This is a genomic window from Segatella paludivivens DSM 17968 = JCM 13650, from assembly GCF_000373185.1.
GTDB lineage: Bacteria > Bacteroidota > Bacteroidia > Bacteroidales > Bacteroidaceae > Prevotella > Prevotella paludivivens.
The window spans coordinates 41,080-60,579 of record NZ_KB890641.1 but is presented as its reverse complement, the minus strand read 5'-3'; the positions used below and the strand labels follow the sequence as shown (position 1 = coordinate 60,579).

12 protein-coding genes are annotated in these 19,500 nt (G+C 38.9%); 6 read left to right on the top strand and 6 right to left on the bottom strand.

The window, feature by feature from the left end; translation table 11 throughout:
* Positions 1 to 133: 133 nt before the first annotated feature.
* Positions 134 to 2,215 carry a VapE domain-containing protein gene (locus B045_RS0106880; RefSeq protein ID WP_018463539.1) on the top strand — a complete coding sequence of 694 codons (2,082 nt, stop codon included), beginning with the start codon at positions 134 to 136 and terminating at the stop codon, positions 2,213 to 2,215.
* Positions 2,216 to 3,053: 838 nt separating this feature from the next.
* On the opposite strand, the gene rhuM is transcribed toward B045_RS0106880, so the two are convergent.
* Both rhuM and B045_RS14395 read right to left on the bottom strand, forming a co-directional pair.
* Entirely contained in the window at positions 3,054 to 4,448 is a 1,395-nt protein-coding gene (gene rhuM / locus B045_RS0106875; RefSeq protein ID WP_018463538.1) for a RhuM family protein, read from the bottom strand.
* Between the two features lie 53 nt (positions 4,449 to 4,501).
* Complete coding sequence (locus tag B045_RS14395) at positions 4,502 to 4,720, bottom strand: helix-turn-helix transcriptional regulator (RefSeq protein WP_025884466.1); 219 nt, start codon at positions 4,718 to 4,720, stop codon at positions 4,502 to 4,504.
* 916 nt (positions 4,721 to 5,636) lie between these two features.
* On the opposite strand from B045_RS14395, the gene B045_RS0106865 reads away from it, so the two are divergent.
* Both B045_RS0106865 and B045_RS15645 read left to right on the top strand, forming a co-directional pair.
* Entirely contained in the window at positions 5,637 to 6,107 is a 471-nt protein-coding gene (locus tag B045_RS0106865; RefSeq protein ID WP_018463536.1) for an HU family DNA-binding protein, read from the top strand.
* Positions 6,108 to 6,191: 84 nt separating this feature from the next.
* Complete coding sequence (locus tag B045_RS15645) at positions 6,192 to 6,299, top strand: DUF6486 family protein (RefSeq protein WP_238312045.1); 108 nt, start codon at positions 6,192 to 6,194, stop codon at positions 6,297 to 6,299.
* Between the two features lie 1,033 nt (positions 6,300 to 7,332).
* Here B045_RS15645 and B045_RS0106860 read toward each other — a convergent pair.
* From B045_RS0106860 to B045_RS15520, 4 genes are all read right to left on the bottom strand, one after another.
* Entirely contained in the window at positions 7,333 to 8,220 is an 888-nt protein-coding gene (locus B045_RS0106860) for a fructose bisphosphate aldolase (protein ID WP_018463535.1), read from the bottom strand.
* Between the two features lie 83 nt (positions 8,221 to 8,303).
* The gene (gene gpmA / locus B045_RS0106855; protein WP_018463534.1) at positions 8,304 to 9,050 is read right to left on the bottom strand and encodes a 2,3-diphosphoglycerate-dependent phosphoglycerate mutase; all 747 of its coding nucleotides are present in this window, start codon (positions 9,048 to 9,050) and stop codon (positions 8,304 to 8,306) included.
* Between the two features lie 360 nt (positions 9,051 to 9,410).
* The gene (locus tag B045_RS0106850) at positions 9,411 to 11,963 is read right to left on the bottom strand and encodes an outer membrane beta-barrel family protein (RefSeq protein ID WP_018463533.1); all 2,553 of its coding nucleotides are present in this window, start codon (positions 11,961 to 11,963) and stop codon (positions 9,411 to 9,413) included.
* A gap of 4 nt (positions 11,964 to 11,967) precedes the next feature.
* Positions 11,968 to 12,186 (bottom strand): hypothetical protein, encoded by a 219-nt coding sequence (locus B045_RS15520; protein ID WP_018463532.1) that lies wholly within the window; start codon positions 12,184 to 12,186, stop codon positions 11,968 to 11,970.
* A 480-nt stretch (positions 12,187 to 12,666) separates the two neighbouring features.
* On the opposite strand from B045_RS15520, the gene B045_RS0106840 reads away from it, so the two are divergent.
* From B045_RS0106840 to B045_RS0106830, 3 genes are read left to right on the top strand one after another with little or no spacing between them, the layout of a single operon-like run.
* Entirely contained in the window at positions 12,667 to 15,873 is a 3,207-nt protein-coding gene (locus B045_RS0106840; protein ID WP_018463531.1) for a SusC/RagA family TonB-linked outer membrane protein, read from the top strand.
* 19 nt (positions 15,874 to 15,892) lie between these two features.
* Complete coding sequence (locus B045_RS0106835) at positions 15,893 to 17,644, top strand: RagB/SusD family nutrient uptake outer membrane protein (RefSeq protein ID WP_018463530.1); 1,752 nt, start codon at positions 15,893 to 15,895, stop codon at positions 17,642 to 17,644.
* 32 nt (positions 17,645 to 17,676) lie between these two features.
* A complete protein-coding gene (locus B045_RS0106830) occupies positions 17,677 to 19,491 on the top strand; it encodes a bacterial Ig-like domain-containing protein (RefSeq protein WP_018463529.1) in 1,815 nt (604 codons plus the stop codon).
* Positions 19,492 to 19,500 lie beyond the last annotated feature (9 nt).

Here is a 19,500-nt window from a genome sequence, read left to right as displayed (position 1 = left end):
TCTATATAGAAACGCAAACTTTACATCGTAGAAACGCAAACTTCGTGTCGTAGCAATAGAAACGTTTCCACGTAATAACGCAAATGTTACGTCGTGGAAACGTATTTTCGATAAAAAATAACGATAAAATAGAATGGAACTATCTAAAATCAATGTCTTGTATAAGACAAAAAAAGAAATCAAGCAAAAAATGATGAGTCTTGACGATCTGTTCGTCATGATTCGAGGTGAAAAATACCAAAAACAGTGCAATAAACTGCGATATGCCCTGAACTCATACACGAATATCGCAGGAATGAAGCTCGAAGAAACGGCTGCGCTGCCACAGTTGCAGTTTTCTTTGTGCAAAAAGGCATACACGGGCTACGTGCTGCTCTCGTTCAAGGCTAAGGACGGTTGGATTGCCAACCTTAAATTTCTAGCTGAAGGACTTCCTCAGACGTTGATGTGCTTCACGGGTGCTTCGGCAAAGTCACTGAAGATTGTCGTGCCGTTCACGCTGCCAGATGGTACACTGCCGCAGACGGAACAGGATATCAGCTTCTTTCATCAGCATGCCTACTTCACTTCGGCAAAGTTCTATGAGGCTGAACTCGGCATCAAATGCGAAAGGGCTGTGCCAACACCACAGACGGTGTGCAGAATAAGTACAGACGAGCACGTATTTCTCAATGCCACTCCCATACCAATGATTATTCAGCAGCCACATGAAGGCGTGGAGAAGCGGGTGAAAAGGGAAATACGTTATCAGATGAGCCGAACGAGTTACAATGCAGGCAGGGAAACTGGCGTGATTCCTTTCTATGAAAAGCAGCACATGGCAATGGCGAAGTTTCAGACGATATTNCTCAATATCATCAACAATNCCGTAGCCNTGGATATGGACGAGACCGTGACGGAANTGGCNAAGGAATGTCAGCGAAANGGACTTGAAGAGGAGTTCTGCATCAAGCGGCTCATGCGCCATGCTCCGTATTGCAACTTTGAGTATATCGTGCGCAACTGTTTCCGCAATGTTTATGACACGAGTGCGCCGAAATCGGAATGTGCCATACCGAAAATGACGATAGATATTGAACGACTGCGCACGTTTTTGAATGTGAGGTATGCTTTCAGAAAAAATGAAATCACCAACGACTGCGAATACAGGGAGCGTGACAGTTTTCTATTCTCGTGGAAATCCGTCACGAAAGAGGTGCTCAACACGATAACGATAAATGCAAAAGCCGAAGGTATAGATGCGTGGGACAAGGATGTGAAGCGATTTATTGAATCGTCGTTCACCGAAGAATACGACCCGATTGCTGACTGGATATCGTATCTGCCGAAATGGGACGGAGAGGACCGTATTGACAAGTTTGCCGAGAGGGTGAAAACAGACAACCTGGACTGGGTGAAGAACTTCCACCTGTGGTTTATCGGTATGGTGAGTCAGTGGATGCGGTCAAACTCCATGCACGGTAATTCACTTGTTCCGCTTCTTGTGGGTGAGCAGGGCGACGGAAAATCTACATTTTGCAGAATGATCATTCCCGAAGAACAGCAGATTTATTTCACTGACAGGGTGGACTTCACGAAGAAAGAGGACGCAATGAAGGCTTTGAGTCGTTTTATATTGATAAACATAGATGAATATGACAGCATTTCAAAACGTCAGACAGCGTTTTTGAAGTACATGTTGCAGGCGGTTGACGTGAAATATCGCAATCTTTATGAGAGCATCACGCAGCAGCACAAGCGATATGCTGCCTTCATCGCCACGACCAACAATCCCCAACCGTTGATTGACTATACCGGTTCACGCCGATACATGTGCATCAGGGTGAAAGAGCGCATAGACACGAGTACGGCTGTGAACTATGAGCAGATGTATGCTCAGGCGGTAGCGGAGGTAAAATCGGGAGCGAGGACCTATTTCGACAATGAGACGGAGCATAAGATTCAGATTGACAATGCCGACTTCCTACAGATTGACTGTATGGACGACATCTTCTTCGAGATGTTCCATCGTCCGTCTAAGGATGAAAAGGCGTTGCGACTTACGGCAACGGAGATTGTGCAGCGGATGAAGATGAAGTATCATAACATCAGCATCAACAACAGCAACATCATGCGCGTGGGCCATATTGTGACACGCAACAAGTTCAAGTTGACAAGGGGAAAGGCTCGCCGATATGACGTTGCGACAAACGACACAGTGGTGACACTTGATTAATGAAGATTGGGGATGCAACATTCTGATAGTCAGAACATAGACACTACGACACTGGTATTTTTGAAAAACCCTATGTGCGTGCGCGCGCGAGGAAGTTAGTGTGGTTGTTGTGGTTTGATGTTTTGTTGTTTTGTTGTTTTGTGGTTTGTCTGCGATTATCTGCGGGATCTGCGAGAGACTTCTTGGGGTTTATGTGTACAATATAGATTGAGTAAGTTTGGATGTGTATTCTCTCGCAGATAGCGCAGATGACGCAGACGAATGCAGCAAGCTGCATTATATCGCAGAGAAAGACAGTTTGTAGTTAATGTTGTTTTGGGTTTCGTCTGCGTCAATCTGCGAGATCTGCGGGAGACTGCTGGGGTTTCATTTGAGCAATATAGATTGAGTACTCTTGCGTGAATATTCTCCCGCAGATCACGCAGATGACGCAGAGGAATGCAGCAAGCTGCATTATCACGCAGAGAAAGACAGTTTGGTGAGGTTGTGAGGGTTAATGTTGTTTTGGGTTTCGTCTGCGTAAATCAACGAGATCTGCGGGAGATATATTGGGGTTTATGTGTATAATATAGATTGAGTACTCTTGCGTGAATATTCTCCCGCAGATTACGCAGATCACGCAGAGGAATGCAGCAGGGCTGCATTATTACGCAGAGAAAGACAGTTTGTGAGGTTAATGTTGTTTTGTTGTTTGTCTGCGTAAATCAGCGAGATCTGCGGGAGATATATTGGGGTTTGTGTGTATAATATAGATTGAGTAAGTTTGGATGTGTATTCTCCCGCAGATCACGCAGATGACGCAGAGGAATGCAGCTTGCTGCATTAGTTAAATCCAAAACTATTTATCCAAATCCCCTGCTTCAAGATGAAGAGAACCTAAATAACGATCAAAGTCGTTCATTATTTCACGGTCTTGAATAACACGGAACTTGTCGTATTCGGTGAGAGCCTTTTCTACAGCTTCTTCGTGAGTCACGCGTCCTGCATCAGGCAGCATAGGACGGTTGTTCAAATCCATGTAGCGTTGTAAGAGACTTGACCAATCAGTCATTGACATAAGAATATGATCTTCTGCTCTTTGCTCAGCAATATCAATGAAAGCATTGCTCAGACGGTTCAATGAATTGACCTCTTTTTCACTCAGATAATTCTTTGCTACAGTAACATCAGACTTAACAACTCGACCATCAGGAGCATTTTTCCAAGAAGTCAATCCCATGTAAGGACGTTCAGCATCTGCACGATCGTAGATGATCTCTGCAGCAGTTTGCTGTGTGACCGCATAGTGCATCATGTTCTGTACGGTTTTGAAGAACAAGCGAGTCTCTTCAGAGTCCTTATCATAGTCAGAACTGCACTCGCTATATATATCAGTGATTTTTTGGTAATAACGACGCTCGCTGATTCGAATCTCACGTATGCGAGCAATCAAATCATCAAAATAGTCTGTACCGAATGCATTCTTACCCTTCAGACGTTCATCATCAAGCACAAATCCCTTGGTAAGATATTCTTTAAGTATCTGTGTTGCCCATATCCTGAACTGTGTCGCCTCATAACTATTAACGCGATATCCAACTGCGATAACGACATCAAGGTTGTACATCATCACTTCGCCAGACCATTTGTCCGAAGGTGACAAAACTTTTTTGTAACCATCGGACAAATGGATTTCTCCACTTTCCTCTATCTGTGAAAGATGATAGCTAATATTCTGTTGAGTCACTCCAAACAGTTCAGCCATTCTTTGCTGAGAAAGCCAGAATGTGTTTGTATCAAAGATAACTTGTACTTGCACGTTTCCATGTCCACCTCTATACATGAGTATGGATGCTTCCATGCTTCGTGCCGCAACATCGGGTGTAATAGTAGCACTAAAATACTGTTGTGCCACCTTTACCATTTCCTTCTTTTTGTCGGCATTCATTGCAACAGCCATACAAGCAGCACGTGAAAGTCGAATACTGGTTACTTTCCTCACAGCACCACTGCCAAGCTCTGCCATCTCTGTAATCTCCACGAAATGATCGCCAAGGTGGTAGCCTTTTTGTGAAGTCCATGCTTGCGCTTTAGCTATGACGCGTTCAAAGTTCCAATACTTTCCATAGCCCATCACACGCGCCAGCTTGCGTGAGTTCCACCATTCCTTGCCATCAGCATCCACTTCACGAAGCTGGTCAAATGGAGACTGAAGTTCTAGCGTATTTTCAGAATCTTGTATAATATCAGTCATAAACACTCATGATAAAATATTTCTGTTTCTGTGCAGAAATTATTGTGAATTAGTTATGAGTTACTTTCAACCTCGTTTTTCTTCTCTAGTCTCAGTAACTCGCTGATATTGACTTCGAGAAGCTCGGCTATCTTGACGAAAGTATCCATCGGTGGTTGACTGACATTGGTGCACCATTTGCTCACGGTAGTTGGTGAACAACCAAGTTGCTCGGCTAGCCACTTGTTGGTCCTCTTCTTATCTACAAGAACGACTTTGATTCGATTTTCCATTCTTATTTTGCTGAAGTTAATATGATGTGCCCGCAATATGTCAAGAGCATACATTATTAATAACATATGAGCAAAGATAGTCAATTTTTTCTATGATAACGAAGATTCGAGGGACTTTTCTTTAAGAATCCTGCATTTTAATAACTTATTATTCATTTTTATAATCTCTGATAGCCATTTTTATGCAGTAAAAGAGGATTCTTGGGTCGTTATCCCTTCTTTTTGTCAATTGTACCTATCAAGGGTTATCTCCGTTTTTGCGACATGTATGTAACATCCGATGCTAACGCATTGATAGTCAGTATATGTTATTTTCGAGAAAGAAAGGAACACGCATTTTTTGCGTGTTCCTTTTTCTGATAAGCTACTTCCTTACCATTCCCATGATGTGATTATATCCGTGGGGATACAATTATAATAAGTACTCTTAGCAAAATATAATCAATAGATAAAATTAAGATTACGCCTAAGTGTTATTAAACATTTAGACGTTATTTTTTAAGCTTATAGCAACTACTTATGAGTGATTTTTTAGATACAGAGAACAAATTAATCTTAGTTTCGTCTGCGGGAATCAGCGTAATCAGCGGGAGAATCGGCCGTTTAAAAGTGTGAGGAGAGCAACAAGTAATAACGCAAAACATAGGACAACATAACTTTGGCTAACATGCCAAACATGATTTCATTGCAAGCATGGAAATATTGCAGTACCTTTGCATAAAATTCAGCGGCGCTCGGCAAAACATTCAAGCAAGCTTGATGATTTTGCTCTCGTTTGCAGAATTTTTGCCCCTGTAATTTGAAAATCAGGTGACTGGGCTTAATGAAAGGAGGAACATTATAGGTGCACATATATGATGCTTTCAGCAAGTCTCAAACAGTAAAAAAACAATTTAAAACGAAAGGAAAAAGAAACATGCTGAATTACAAAATTTACATGAACAAAAACAAAAAGAATCTGAAAACCTATAACAAGTTCTATGCTCGTGCCGTCTATCTCGGAACAGCTCAACTTGCTGACATGGCAGAAAAGATTCAGTCAAACTGCTCGGTTAAAAAGAGTGATGTGCTTGCAGTACTAACAGAACTTGCTGAGGTAATGACATCAGAACTTCAGGAATCAAAGGTCGTAAAGATCGCAGGACTAGGCTCATTCAAGCTCACACTAAAGTGTGTTGGCGCAGATAGCGTTAAGGAGTTCTCACCAGCCAAGAACATTAAAAAGGTAAACATCCGCTTCTGTCCAGAAGCACATGTAGACGCAGGTTCAAAGACACGCACAAAGGCATTGGTAACTGGTACGAAGATGAAGGAGTACGCAGAGTACAACAAAATCAAAACTGCATCAGCTGCAGGTGATCCAAACGGCGGAGTAGTAAAGCCTTAAACATCGTTCCCCTCTGATGCGCACAGGGGGGACTTTGTTTTAACAACACACACAAAAAAAACAACGAATTAAAAGCAGAACAAAATGGATAAGAACAAAGTAAACATTTCATGGATAATCAAGATAGTAATCGCTATCGCTTCAAGTCTTCTAGGGTTGCTCGGGACGCAACAGAGTGAAACACAGGAATAGCCGAATGAGCTATCACGATTTCAACGACTTAATTAAAATCATAACCAACTTAATATGGTTAATTGCAGCGCTCACAGCGCTACTTAGCTGCACGGTATGGATTGCAGGATAACAGGAGAGGGATGCGCTAAAGTGCATCCCTCTTTCTTGTTTATATGGGTCTCGCAGATAATGTGTTGTTTATTTTCTTGGTGATAGATTGAGTACTCTTGCGTGTTTATTCTCTCGCAGATCACGCAGATTACGCAGACGAATGCAGCAAGCTGCATTATTTCGCAGAGAAAGACAGTTTGGTTATTATAGCTTTGTGGTTTGTCTGCGATCATCTGCGTGATCTGCGAGAGACACATAAGTTTCTTCTTTGCCGATTGATTGAGTACGCTTACGTGAATATTCTCTCGCAGATAGCGCAGATCACGCAGAGAAATGCAGCAAGGCTGCATTATTTCGCAGAGAAAGACAGATTGTGTGGTTAATGTGGTTTTGTGGTTTGTCTGCGTAAATCTGCGAAATCAGCGGGAGACACTGGGGTTTCATCTGTGCGGATTGATTGAGTACTCTTGCGTGTTATTCTCTCGCAGATAACGCAGATGACGCAGATGAATGCAGCACGCTGCATTATATCGCAGAGATTTTTTGTTTATGGTTATTGTAGTTTTTGGGGTTTCGTCTGCGTAAATCAGCGAGATCTGCGGGAGACAAAGAAGTTCTTTGCTATAAAATAAGCTCAATCTATTAGAAAAAATTGAGCTTTTTTTTCTTATCATTTGTCTAAGATATTCCACAAAAGTTCTGCTTGTTTCTTTAACTTCTTAGGATTACTATTCTTGAGTTATTCCACCATTCACAGCAAAGCATTATAATGATAAATCGACAATCACGAATGTCGAAATGTTTGAAATCCTGTATGAATAGCTGCAGTCAATCTTTTAATAAATTTCCCCGAAAGTAAAAGAACTTTCGGGGAAATATTATAGTAGCAACTATTTTTCCTTCTTGTTGTAATGATTAGAAAAATAATTATTGCAGGTTCTTACAGTATCGATGCCTGATATATTTTCTCAATAGCGTCTTTCAGCATCTTATTAAAGTCTGCATCAGACTGGCTGATACTTAAATCTTGTAGCAGGGCTCTCGAGAAGCTGGCGATCATTTTGTGATTATGTGTTAGCTTTTCGCAGGCTTCATCTTGTGAATATCCGCCAGACAACGCAACAACACGTACAACATGGGGATCTTTCATCAAGTCAGCATAGAAGTTGTCAATGCTCGGAATGGTTAACTTGAATATTACTTTCTGGTCCTTACCTAACGCTTTCAGCTCCTCTTTTATATATTTTTTAAGGAGTTCTTCACATTTTGTCTTTTCCGGAGCATGAATGTCTACTTCCGGTTCGATGATAGGAACAAGATCGTAGGCAATGATTCTTTTGGCAATTTCAAACTGCTGGTCAACAATTTTTTTAATACCATCTTCATTTGCCTCCTTGATTACAGAACGCATCTTTGTACCAAAGATATGTCTCTCTTGTGCCTGTTCCAGTAGGTCATCCAAATCAGGCATCGGTTTCATTACCTGTACACCGTTTTCCAAATCAGCTAGTCCCTTATCTATTTTCAGGATAGGAACTACCTTCTTTTCTTCCCAAAGGTAATCTGCGGTATATTTATCGTCAATCTTACGGTTCATCGTGTTCTCAAACAAAATGGATGCGATGATTCTATCACCTTTAAAGGCTGGTGCCTTGATGACCCTAGTACGCATCTGATGGACAAGCTGGAACATTTCTTCTTCAGTAGTCCACGCATCTTCATTAACGCCATATCCCTTCAAGGCTTTTGGCGTACTGCCACCACTCTGATCTAGTGCTGCAATGAATCCTTTTGCGGATGTCATTTGTTTTAATTGAATTGCATTCATAATTTTTTATTTTAAACTTGTTATTTTAAAACACAGAGCTTTTGTTATTTATCTATTTGCAGAACTGGCATCTCTGTATCTCTTTATTTCGCCAGTCCCTGTCTAGCAACAGCTTCCTGTTTGCGTTTGATTTCTTCCTGATTGCCCAAGTAGAAATCACGGACAAATTTTAGATTGTCATCAAACTCAAAGACATAAGGAACTGCTGTCGGAATATTCATGTCACTGATCGCTTCATCAGAAATACCTTTTAGATGCTTCACGATGCCACGCAGACTATTACCATGCGCAACGACCAGTATATTGTCAACCTTCATCAAATGAGGAAAAATTTCACACTCCCAGTAAGGCATAACTCTTTGTATTGTATCTTTCAGGGATTCCGTGTCTGGAATATATTCAGGAGGAACAGCGGCATAACGTGGGTCGTGCCGTGGATTATCAAAATCGTCTTCTGATAGAGGCTGAGGAGCGATTTCAAAACTTCTGCGCCATATATGAACCTGTTCGTCTCCATATTTTTCAGCAGTTTCGCTCTTGTTCATACCTTGAAGAAAACCGTAGTGCTTTTCGTTCAGTCTCCATGATTTAAAGACAGGAATCCAATCTTCATCCATTTTATCCAGGACACAGTTGAGTGTTTTTACAGCTCTCTTTAAATAAGAGGTGTAAGCAACATCGAAAGAATAACCTTCCTTTTTTAAAAGAGTTCCTGCATTTTCAGCCTCTTCAATACCTTGAAGAGATAAGTCTACATTTGTCCAACCTGTAAACCTGTTTTCTTTGTTCCACTGGCTTTGACCGTGTCTAATCAATACTATCTTTTTCATACCTTTTACGAATTAAATAGAATTATACTTAAACAGGCCGAAGAAATTTCTTCTGTTGTATTCTTGGTAGTAATAGCCAAAGTATGAAGTTATCTCTGACCTGTCGGTAAAGATAATAATAAATTAGATATGAAACTAATTTTTAAGGTAATTTTTTACTATTTGATGATAATTTAAAAAGTTACGTATAAAGGAAAGGGAATGTAAGCATCTCTGTTTTTATGACAGTACAAAACCTGTTAATATGTTCTCTCGCAGATTATACAGATTGCGTAGCTATTTTCCTCTGCATAATCTGCATTATTCCGTGAGGCAACCTCTTATTAAAAGTAACTAAGAAGCAACATTATAGAGCGGCTTCTACATTCTTCGCTTTTCTTCATTTCCTGCACCAGTTCCCTTATATCTAGTGTGATATTCATTGAAATTATAGGTTATTGTCATTCCTATAGAGTGATCGTGGAGGTTAAACTTATTTTGGGTAATAATTTGTTTTGAATATTGTTTGCGATTTGTTCGTTGGGTATTAAATATATCATTTGCAGAAATATTTATGCTAAGGGCTTTGTTGAAGAATGATTTGTGTATAGAAAAGTTTGTGTCCCAATATGGGCTACCACGAAAGAATCCGTCATCGCCATAGCTGTCAAATTCTGTAGAAAATATTGCGGAAAACGAATCAGATATCTTAAACATGTTTTTTAAGTTCAATATGATGTTTGGTCTGTCAAGATTTATACTAGCACCGTATTTCTTGGTATTGAAAAACTGCTGATTATACATCGCCTCAAATGTAGGTTGGTACCAGGCAAACTTCGGAGACATGATGATAGAGAAATTTACGTTTTGCTTATGTGGATAGTTCATGAAAATGGCATAGTTAATTTCCTTACCATTATATAAATAGCTAGTCCACATTATAGCATCCTTTATGTAGGAGTATCCGGCAGAAATATTCAACCACGAAAGTGTCATTGTCGTTTCAAAATTGTGTATTATACTTTTGTTCAGTGATGGATTTCCACATTCGTATTCGTATTGGTTATCATATTGCTTATCATTTTCTAATTCCCTATATGTAGGAAGCTGTGTCTTTACTTCATAATTGAATTGAATACCACATTGATCCTTATTCCATGAAACAGATATTGACGGAAACCAATTACCATAGCAGCGTGACAAATCATCCTGTTTGATTCCAAAAGAATAATAACGAGATGCTAAATATTCGTATCGCATACCGACATTGAAATTCCAATTATTTAGTTGTTTCTCAAATTCTGCAAATCCTGCAATATTGTTTTCTTTTATATTGTCTTGTGAATTATCTACATATCCTTCTTTAATCTCATATTCACCTAATGATTTAGTATGAGTGAGTTCTGTGCCCCAGCTAATCGTACCGATATTCTTTAACGAATAATTCATAACTAATTTTTCTGCTATCATACGGTTGTTATTATTCGAATGTGTGTTTGTCTTCCTATTTTCAGATTCTTGATTAATTTCTTCGGTGTGAGAATCAGAGCTTGCTTTACAACTATAGTATGAACTATTGAAATCAATGCCAATGTGACCTATCTTACCTACATAATATAGGTTGATTTCATTATTAGGTCCATTTTGTGAATTGGTATTATTAGTCATAACTATACTATTTTCAATTATGTTATTGCGTAGAATATCATAAGTTCCATTTTCCTTGTAATGCCCAAAAGTATTCTTATCTAGTGTATATGACAATCCTATTGAGTTATCCTTGTCTATATCATAGTTTATGCCTAGTTCAGAAGATATGTTTGCCCATCTGTTATTTCCTACAAAGTTTACGTTCTGTTGTAGCTGATAGTTGTCAAATAACATCTTTGTTTTTGAGTCGCAGTCTTGAATAAAATTTCTGTTACTAAAAAATATGTCGGTGAATAATTCCAGACCTTTCTTTTGATAGCTCAACGTTAAGTCGTTATATCCAGAAGTCTTGCTGTTATTCGAAATGTTTGAACTATTACTTATGCTTATTCCATTTATTTGTTTTTTGATGGTTTTAATGCGAATAACTGATTGAACTGTTGCATTGTATTCTGCTCCAGGACTTGTTATGATGTCTACGCTTTTTATTTCATCAGACTTCAGACGTGTTAAGTCTGCAGCACTATTCACTTTTTTATTATTGATATAAATATCAGCTTCACCTTTGGCAAATACACTAGCCTTTCCGCTTTGCTTATCAAAACTAACCCTTGGCAATAGTGCTAGTACTTCTGATGCAGTGCCTACGTCACTGAGTAATGAATTCTCAATGTTTATTGTCATGCCACCTTTCACCATTTTATATTGAGGTCTGTTTGCCTTTATTGTTACTCCCTTGATGATCATTTGAGCAGGGTGCAATTGTATAATTCCAATATCAGTATTAGTATATGTCTTTTTAAAAGTTTTATATCCAATATAAGAAACCTTTGCTATTACTTTTTTTGCATCACATGGAATGGCAAAATATCCGCTTTCATTACTTACGCCGTTGCCTATAATCGTAGAATCTGCCGCTGATAATAATGTAATGTTAGCAAACTCTGCCGGCTCATTTTTCTCGTCAATAATGCGACCTTTATATCTGTTGTTTGTCTTTTGTATACATTCTACTAGTATTGAGTTTGACATTTGGGTCATCTTTATAGGATAAAAACCTATTAATTGCTGAATGGCATCAGTAACAGATTTATTGTGTATGATGGCTGTTACTTTGAAGTCTTCAAGTTCATTATAAATGAAATTAATGGCATATTTATTTTGCATGCTGTTAATATCTTCCAAAGCAACTGATATGGGTGCATTCACATACTTCTTGCTTATTTTCTGTGCGTATATCGGACAAGTCAATACACAGATGATAATGATTAATAGTTTTCTCATGATTTTATTCTACTGTGATTGTATTGTCTGTGCAAGTTATGTTTATTCGACTAAATCCATTTAAAAGCTTGATATTGTGTTGTAAATCTTCTTTTTTATTCCAGTTGAAATATAAGCGTAGATGCTGTGAATTGTCATTATCATAGATAATGTATCTGGCAAGATGATACATCTTCTCATAATATCGCTTGAATATTCTTTCTATATCAGTTTTTATCTTCATATAATAACTATACAGTTCAGAAAGTTAAAAAACTAAGCACAACAATGTTTTTTTTCATTTAGTTCTAAAAAAAAGTTTAGTAAGTCTACGTCTTGCATAAACAGTTCCTTAATATTATGTGCAAAGATAAAGCTTTCTAATTAATATATAATATGATTATATTAATAAAGTTTTTTAATTATTTGCTTTCGTAGGAATACTCTTGTAAGATAGTTGTAATACTGAGAGAGAAAAATAAATTTTAATAACACAATGTCGTGAGAATGAACAGCTTTTATAAAATAACTTTTTGTATATTAAGGAGAAATACTAGTAAACAAAGCCTTTTAGTAATGTTGGATAAATTTAGCAATTACACCTAAATACATATTTGTCCACCTAATAGATTGATTTGTCCACCATGTATTTTTACTCTTTATCTATATTTGCGACATTAATTATCATAAAATCTATTAACATTAATAACTAAAAACAATTAAAATGAGAAAACATTTATTCTCAGTGATGCTTGTTCTGAATTTTATGGGAGGTCTTATAGTAAGTCCTTTACCCATGGTCGCTTCAGTAACACAGACAGAGATCATTCAGGTCAAAAGTCGTGTTGTAGACCAAGATGGACAACCTCTTATTGGTGCAACCGTCAAAGCTAAAGGTTCCAACGTAGGAACTGTGACGGATTTGGATGGTGCTTTCCAATTAAATGTTCCTGCCAATGCTATTTTGTCAGTGAGCTATGTTGGGTATAAAGATCGCGAGATTGCTGTTCGTGGTCGCGCTATCATTGATCAAATTCAACTTTCTTCTAATGACTTGACGCTTAATCAAGTTGTTGTTGTCGGTTACGGAACGCAAAAGAAAGCTGACTTAACAGGTTCTGTTTCTATTGTAAATGCAGAAGAGATGAAAAAGGTTTCTAACTCTAACATTTCTACAATGCTTGAAGGTAAGGTTCCTGGCGTTCAGATTACAACAGATGGTCAGCCTGGTGCTGATCCTACGGTAAGAGTACGTGGTATCGGTTCATTTGGAAGTACAGCACCTTTATATGTTATAGATGGTGTTCCTATGGGAACTTCTATCCGTGACTTCTCTCCTAATGACATTGCTTCAATCCAAGTGCTGAAGGATGCCTCTGCTGGTGCTATTTATGGTTCGCGTGCTGCTAACGGTGTGATTATCATTACTACAAAGAATGGTCAAAAAGACCAACCCTTGAAGGTTGGATACTCTGGTTATTTTGGTGTTGATAAAGTTTCTGGCGGTGTTTATGATGTGATGAATTCAGATCAGTATAGTAATTATCTTGGTAAGGCATGCGCTAACTCTAATACAACTCTACCTGGAGGCTACAGTCTTGATGCAAATACTGGTCAATATCATTTTATGGATAATACCAACACAGATTGGTTCAATGAAGTGTTTAAAACTGGTATCCGACAGAATCATAACGTAAACTTCAGTGGTGGTAGTGCTAGCAGTACTTATAATGTTGCTCTTGACTACTTCGAGCAGAAGGGTACGCTTGAAGGTGCTGGACCAAACTATAAGCGTTACAACGCACGTGCAAACAACACTTTTGAAACTAAGTTTATTAAGTTCCGTACAAGTATGGTTTACTCACATTCAAGCCAAGACAATATGGGACTTTCTAATTCTTCAGAATATGTTCAGGGATTGTATGGTGATGTTACCAACGTATTGCGTGGAACTTTGTTGATGCAACCAACTATTAAGGCTTATGACTCATCTACATGGGTGCTTGACGATAAAGTGGGTTCTGCCAGCAACTATAATTATGATGCATACGGCTATGGTGTATATTATGATAATATTCATGGTGATATATCTGCATCTAACCCTTTGTTAGTAAACAATATGCTTAAGCGTAATACAGTAGTTGATCGCTTTGTTGGTACGGCTTCTGCTGATGTAGACTTATTAAAGATGATAGGCTTGGGCAATAAGAACCAACATCTGAATTATAAGATTAATCTTTCATACAGTAATACCCATGCAAAGGATAATACTTGGATATCTGCATGGATTCAGAGTAACCGTGTTTATCTAGACAAGAGTAATGAGCGCCTTACAAAAGGTGAGCGTACATACAATGATGCGTTGATTGAGAATACTCTTACTTATGATGGTACGTTAGGACTACACAATATCAATCTTGTGTTAGGTCAGACATACGAAGAGGAAAACTCAAATACTCTTACTGGTTGGGGCGTAAACTTCTCTGAACCTTATTTCTTGCAGCTTCAGAATGCATCCAAAACATATTCTTCATCTTATGAATATAAGCATGCTTTAGCTTCTTATATTGCTCGTCTTAATTACAACTATGATGAGAAATACTTGATTTCTGCAATTATCCGTCGTGATGGTAGTTCACGTCTTTCTAAAGATATTCGTTGGGGAACATTCCCATCTGTATCTGTAGGTTGGCGTTTTGATAAGGAGAAATTCTTCCCAATCAGTCGCGATATCGTAAATATGTTTAAGGTTCGCGCCAGCTATGGTGTACTCGGTAATGAGAATATTGGTGAATACCAATACATGGCTACAATGAATCGTAACAACATGACTTACAGTTTCAACAATACCCCTGTTACAGGTTCTGCCATATCTACCTATGTAAATGATAACATTGCATGGGAGAAGAAGAAAACTACCAATATTGGTGTTGACCTTGCCATGTTTAATAATCGTGTTGAGTTTACAGCAGAGTGGTACAAAAACCGTTCAGAGGATTTACTTTATGGAGTTCCTGTTCCTGCACAAGCAGGTGTTTCAAACACAAGTGTTACAATGAATGCCGCTTCTATGGACAACAGTGGCTTTGAGTTCTCTGCCACATATCGTAACCACGATAACCAATTAAAGTATGATATCAGTGCTAACCTTAGTACATTGAAGAATAAGGTTACTTCTTTAGGTTTCGGAACTAATTCATATATTACAGGTTCTTATGCTACTTACGTAGGTCATGAAGTAGGTCAGTTCTATGGTTGGGTTTATGAAGGTATTGCACGTACACAATCAGATTTGGACAATCATGCTACACAGCAAGGTGCCAATGTTGGTGACTGTCTTTACAAGGATGTAAGTGGTCCAAATGGTAAACCTGATGGTAAAATCGATGCTTACGACCAAGTTACCCTTGGTAGTGGTCTGCCAAAGATAAACTACGGTTTGAGTGCACGTCTTGAATATAAGAACTTCGATTTGACAATTTCTACTTATGGAGCATTAAACTATCATGTATCAGATGATATTTATAATAGTCTTAATTCATGTTATGGATGGGGAAATAAAGATGTGTCAATCTTAAATGCGAATCAATATTCTGCTGATGGTAAGACATACATCTCAAGTGTTCCACGTACTTATGTAACAAACAACGCTTCTTTGGCATGGAATGATCTTTTCAGTTCTCGCAAAATTCAGAATGCTGCTTATTGGAAGATTGCCAATATTGAACTTGGTTACAACTTACCAGACAAATGGTTCAAAGGCATAATTTCTGGTGCGCGTGCATATATCTCGGCTCAGAATGTTTACACATTTACCGGCTATCACGGTTACAATGTTGACTATGCTGGCGGTACATTTACTCCGGGATATAACTTCTGTTCTTTCCCAACACCACAAACATATATGTGCGGTGTCCAATTCACATTCTAACCTAATATGTCTTTTCAATATGAAACTATATAAAATTTCACTGGCCCTTTTGCTGGGTCTAAGCACATTCACATCGTGCAATGATAAGCTGGAACTGATGAATCCAAACCAGCAAACAACAGGTACATTTGGCTTTAATGCTGATGACTTGCAGGAAAGCGTTATAGCTGCTTATAACCATATTCGTATGGAAGGTTCTTATGCTCGTGTAGGCTACACAATAGATGTATGCCGCGGTGATGAAGCATGGAATTCATCTCAGGTGTGGTATCTGCCTTTTGATGATCTTAATGAGCCAGTTACCGATGAAATAAGTTCATGGTCTTGGCGTGAATGGTATTACACAATCAATGTATGTAACTTTGTTCTTTCACGTTGCAACGGCGATGATGCCCAACTCTCTGAAGATATGCGTCGCATCAAGGGACAAGTGCTGTTCCTTCGTGGTTTATCATATTATAACCTAGTAGGATATTATCAGAATCCTCCACTGATAACAGACTATAAAGATTATTCTACTCTTGATGGTCTATATGGTGCTAATAGTACTTTTGATGCAGTACTTGATCAGGTAGAAAAAGATTTACAGGAGGCAATGACTTTACTTCCTTCTCGTGATACGGGTGGTGAATGGTCTGGAGGTCGTGCTACATGTGGTGCTGCTGCTGGATATTATGCACGTGCTCTGATGCAGCGTCATAAGTATAGTGATGCGCTTGCAGTACTCAAAGATATCATGGCCAAGAAATACGGAACATACAAGTTAATGGCAAACTATGGTGATAATTTCCGTGAAGGTTCTCAATATGAGAATAATGCTGAGAGTCTGTTTGAGGTGCAATTCCTTGATTATGGTTCGCAGGGCACAGACGATGAGTGGACTCCAGCAAACACAAGTGCTTATGCTACACAGGGTTCTGCTATTGAAAGTAACTATGGTCCTGGTGCTTATGGTGGTTGGGCTGATATATCTGCTTCACCATGGTTGTATCAACTTTTCAAGGGTGAGCGTACAACAGCTGGCAAACTTGATCCACGTTTATATTGGACTATCGGAACTTATGAGTCTGACTGGGAAGGATTTGAATATGGCAACTCATGTTATACGTCTAAACTTACTGCTGCAGACACGGTGGTAACAAACAATAATAATGGTGGTTTACCAATCGCTAAGTTTACGAATCTACGCACTGGTCTATATAATAAGGTGGTAACAGGTTTGCATGATGGTATAAACCTGCGTATGATGCGTTACTCTGATGTGTTACTTCGTGCAGCAGAATGTGAGAATGAAGTCAACGGTCCTACACAGCAGGCTATCGATTGGATTAATCAGGTTCGCGAACGTGCAAATCTTGCAGACTTGAAACTTGCTGATTTTCCAAATGCAAATATGCTTTTTGAGCAGATTGCCAATGTAGAGCGTCCAAAGGAATTTGGTTGTGAGTTTGGTCGTGGATTCGACCTCCTGCGTTGGGGCTTCTTTTACAGTGCCGACCGTTTGCAGCAGTTGAAGGAACACGGAACTTTCCGCCGTTCTATACACCATGTGAAGGATCCTGTTAGCTATTCTAACATAGCAACTGATCCAGAACTAAAGAGCTCTTATGATTCTTATGTTCAGGGACATGAGTTCCTGCCTATTTATCAAGGTTTGCTTAACAATAATCCTAACCTTAAGGGTAATTCTGCTAATGACGGAACTGATAACTCAACCTACTTTAGTCAGAAGGGTTGGACAATACATCCAGTGGTAAGTCTAAGCAAATAGAAATAACACATTACATTTATCTATAAAAGATTATGAAACATCTAAATAAAATAGCATCCATTTTTTGTGGTGCTGCATTTGGACTACTGGCTCTTGCCAGTTGCGAGGGCGGCGACGTGTATAATGTGAATGCTCCAGACTGGATTTCCCATAAAATAGACTCTATAGAGAATTCAAAGAAATCAAACGAAGAGGTTTTGGTTGGCATGCAGGAAGATGTGTACACGATTGGTAATAGTGACTATTCTTCAGGATGGTGGTCTAGTTTCTCGAAGTATTATGTTGTTCCAGACGGACAGAAGTGGAATGCCGTGTTAAACCTTAATCTCAACTCTGGCGATAATACTTATTATAAGAACTTCGCGATTGTCTTTACAAATGATGTCGATCGTGGTGGTACTGGATATCAGGAATATGGTTCATTCCGTTTTGATGCTACTGGCGATTCAGCCAAGTATAATTCACAGTGGGGAAATCATCTATATTTTAAGTATACCAACAGCACGCAGTTGCTCGCTCCAGATGCTAACAACAAAGACGCAAATGTGCAGAAGTTAGGTGGAAAAGTAACGATAACTGTAGATCGCACTAGTAGCAATGCTTTTAAAATAAAGATTACGAATGGTACAGTAACAAAGACCTATGATCAGCCATTTAAGCTGTCTAATCTCAATGCTGATCCTTCTGATACCAATATTCGTTGTTTCCTAGTGCCAGAGGGTTCTTATATTGATTTCCTTCAGACAAACATTGTTCCAATAGGTGGACTTACTTCTGCTCAGGACAAAGCCCCTGTATCTATGGTGCTCCAGAATGTTCCTGATGAGGTTACACGAGGCACTACACTTGACAAGGCAATGTCGAACATCTCTGCTGAGGTTACTTATGAGGAAGGTGTAAAGAAAGTAATTCCTGCTTCTGAACTTTATATTTCTGCTATTCCTGATATGGATGTACCGGGAGAGAAGAATCTTGTAGTGATATACAACAAGACTTTCAAGGGCAGTAATGCTACAAAACCGATTGTTGCGTATGCAAAGTTCAATGTTGTGAACAGCATTTCATCTATAAAGATTACAAAGGCGCCGAGCAGAAGTAATTACTATTTCTTCAATTCTGCAGCAACAAGTGGTATGACTGACCGCACTTTGGCTTTTGACCCTACAGGTATGGAAGTCACAGCAACGTATGCAGACGGAAGTTCTGCTGTAATTGATAATGCAAAACTTAAGTTCTCTTCAGTTCCAGCTTCTGCTGGCACATATAACGTTACTGTTAGTACGGCAAATGGAAAGACGGATAATGTATCGGTAACAGTTTCAGAATCATCATCTACATTTGTAACTCCAAATCCTACTGCTCTCGGAGCAGCAGATAATACAGGTGCATGGTGGTCTGTATTTACAGATAACATTAAAGTTCCTGCCGGTAAAACTTATGCTGTATCATTTACCAATTACAGTAGTATGGCTGGCAACTGGAATAATTTCGTGACGATACTCCGTAATTCTGCAAATTCTGAATATGCGGTAGTACGTTCTGATAATTATGGTTGGGGTAATGGATACGCTGCATCAAGAAACAGTGGTGGACAGGCAAATTGGCCTTCATGGCTAGCTGCTATGAACGGAGCTAATGTCAACCTTTATGTCACTAACTGTAACAATGGAACCGCAGATGTGCAAGCTGTTATGAAAGGTACTGATGGCAAGACTTACATTCAGTACTATCTTGGCGTGAATACCGTTGACGTAAATGATTTGTGCTTTGCATTTACCATAGACAGTTGTCATTTGGTATTCAAGTCAAGTCTTGCAGCAGGCAAGAGATCTTCTTATCGTAAATGATGATATAAA

What these genes read in the sequence shown, in the direction of transcription:
- rhuM (WP_018463538.1), bottom strand. Translation starts at nt 4,448, where the DNA reads ATGACTGATATTATACAAGATTCTGAAAATACGCTAGAACTTCAGTCT.
- B045_RS14395 (WP_025884466.1), bottom strand. Translation starts at nt 4,720, where the DNA reads ATGGAAAATCGAATCAAAGTCGTTCTTGTAGATAAGAAGAGGACCAAC.
- B045_RS0106865 (WP_018463536.1), top strand. Translation starts at nt 5,637, where the DNA reads ATGCTGAATTACAAAATTTACATGAACAAAAACAAAAAGAATCTGAAA.
- B045_RS15645 (WP_238312045.1), top strand. Translation starts at nt 6,192, where the DNA reads ATGGATAAGAACAAAGTAAACATTTCATGGATAATCAAGATAGTAATC.
- B045_RS0106860 (WP_018463535.1), bottom strand. Translation starts at nt 8,220, where the DNA reads ATGAATGCAATTCAATTAAAACAAATGACATCCGCAAAAGGATTCATT.
- gpmA (WP_018463534.1), bottom strand. Translation starts at nt 9,050, where the DNA reads ATGAAAAAGATAGTATTGATTAGACACGGTCAAAGCCAGTGGAACAAA.
- B045_RS0106850 (WP_018463533.1), bottom strand. Translation starts at nt 11,963, where the DNA reads ATGAGAAAACTATTAATCATTATCATCTGTGTATTGACTTGTCCGATA.
- B045_RS15520 (WP_018463532.1), bottom strand. Translation starts at nt 12,186, where the DNA reads ATGAAGATAAAAACTGATATAGAAAGAATATTCAAGCGATATTATGAG.
- B045_RS0106840 (WP_018463531.1), top strand. Translation starts at nt 12,667, where the DNA reads ATGAGAAAACATTTATTCTCAGTGATGCTTGTTCTGAATTTTATGGGA.
- B045_RS0106835 (WP_018463530.1), top strand. Translation starts at nt 15,893, where the DNA reads ATGAAACTATATAAAATTTCACTGGCCCTTTTGCTGGGTCTAAGCACA.
- B045_RS0106830 (WP_018463529.1), top strand. Translation starts at nt 17,677, where the DNA reads ATGAAACATCTAAATAAAATAGCATCCATTTTTTGTGGTGCTGCATTT.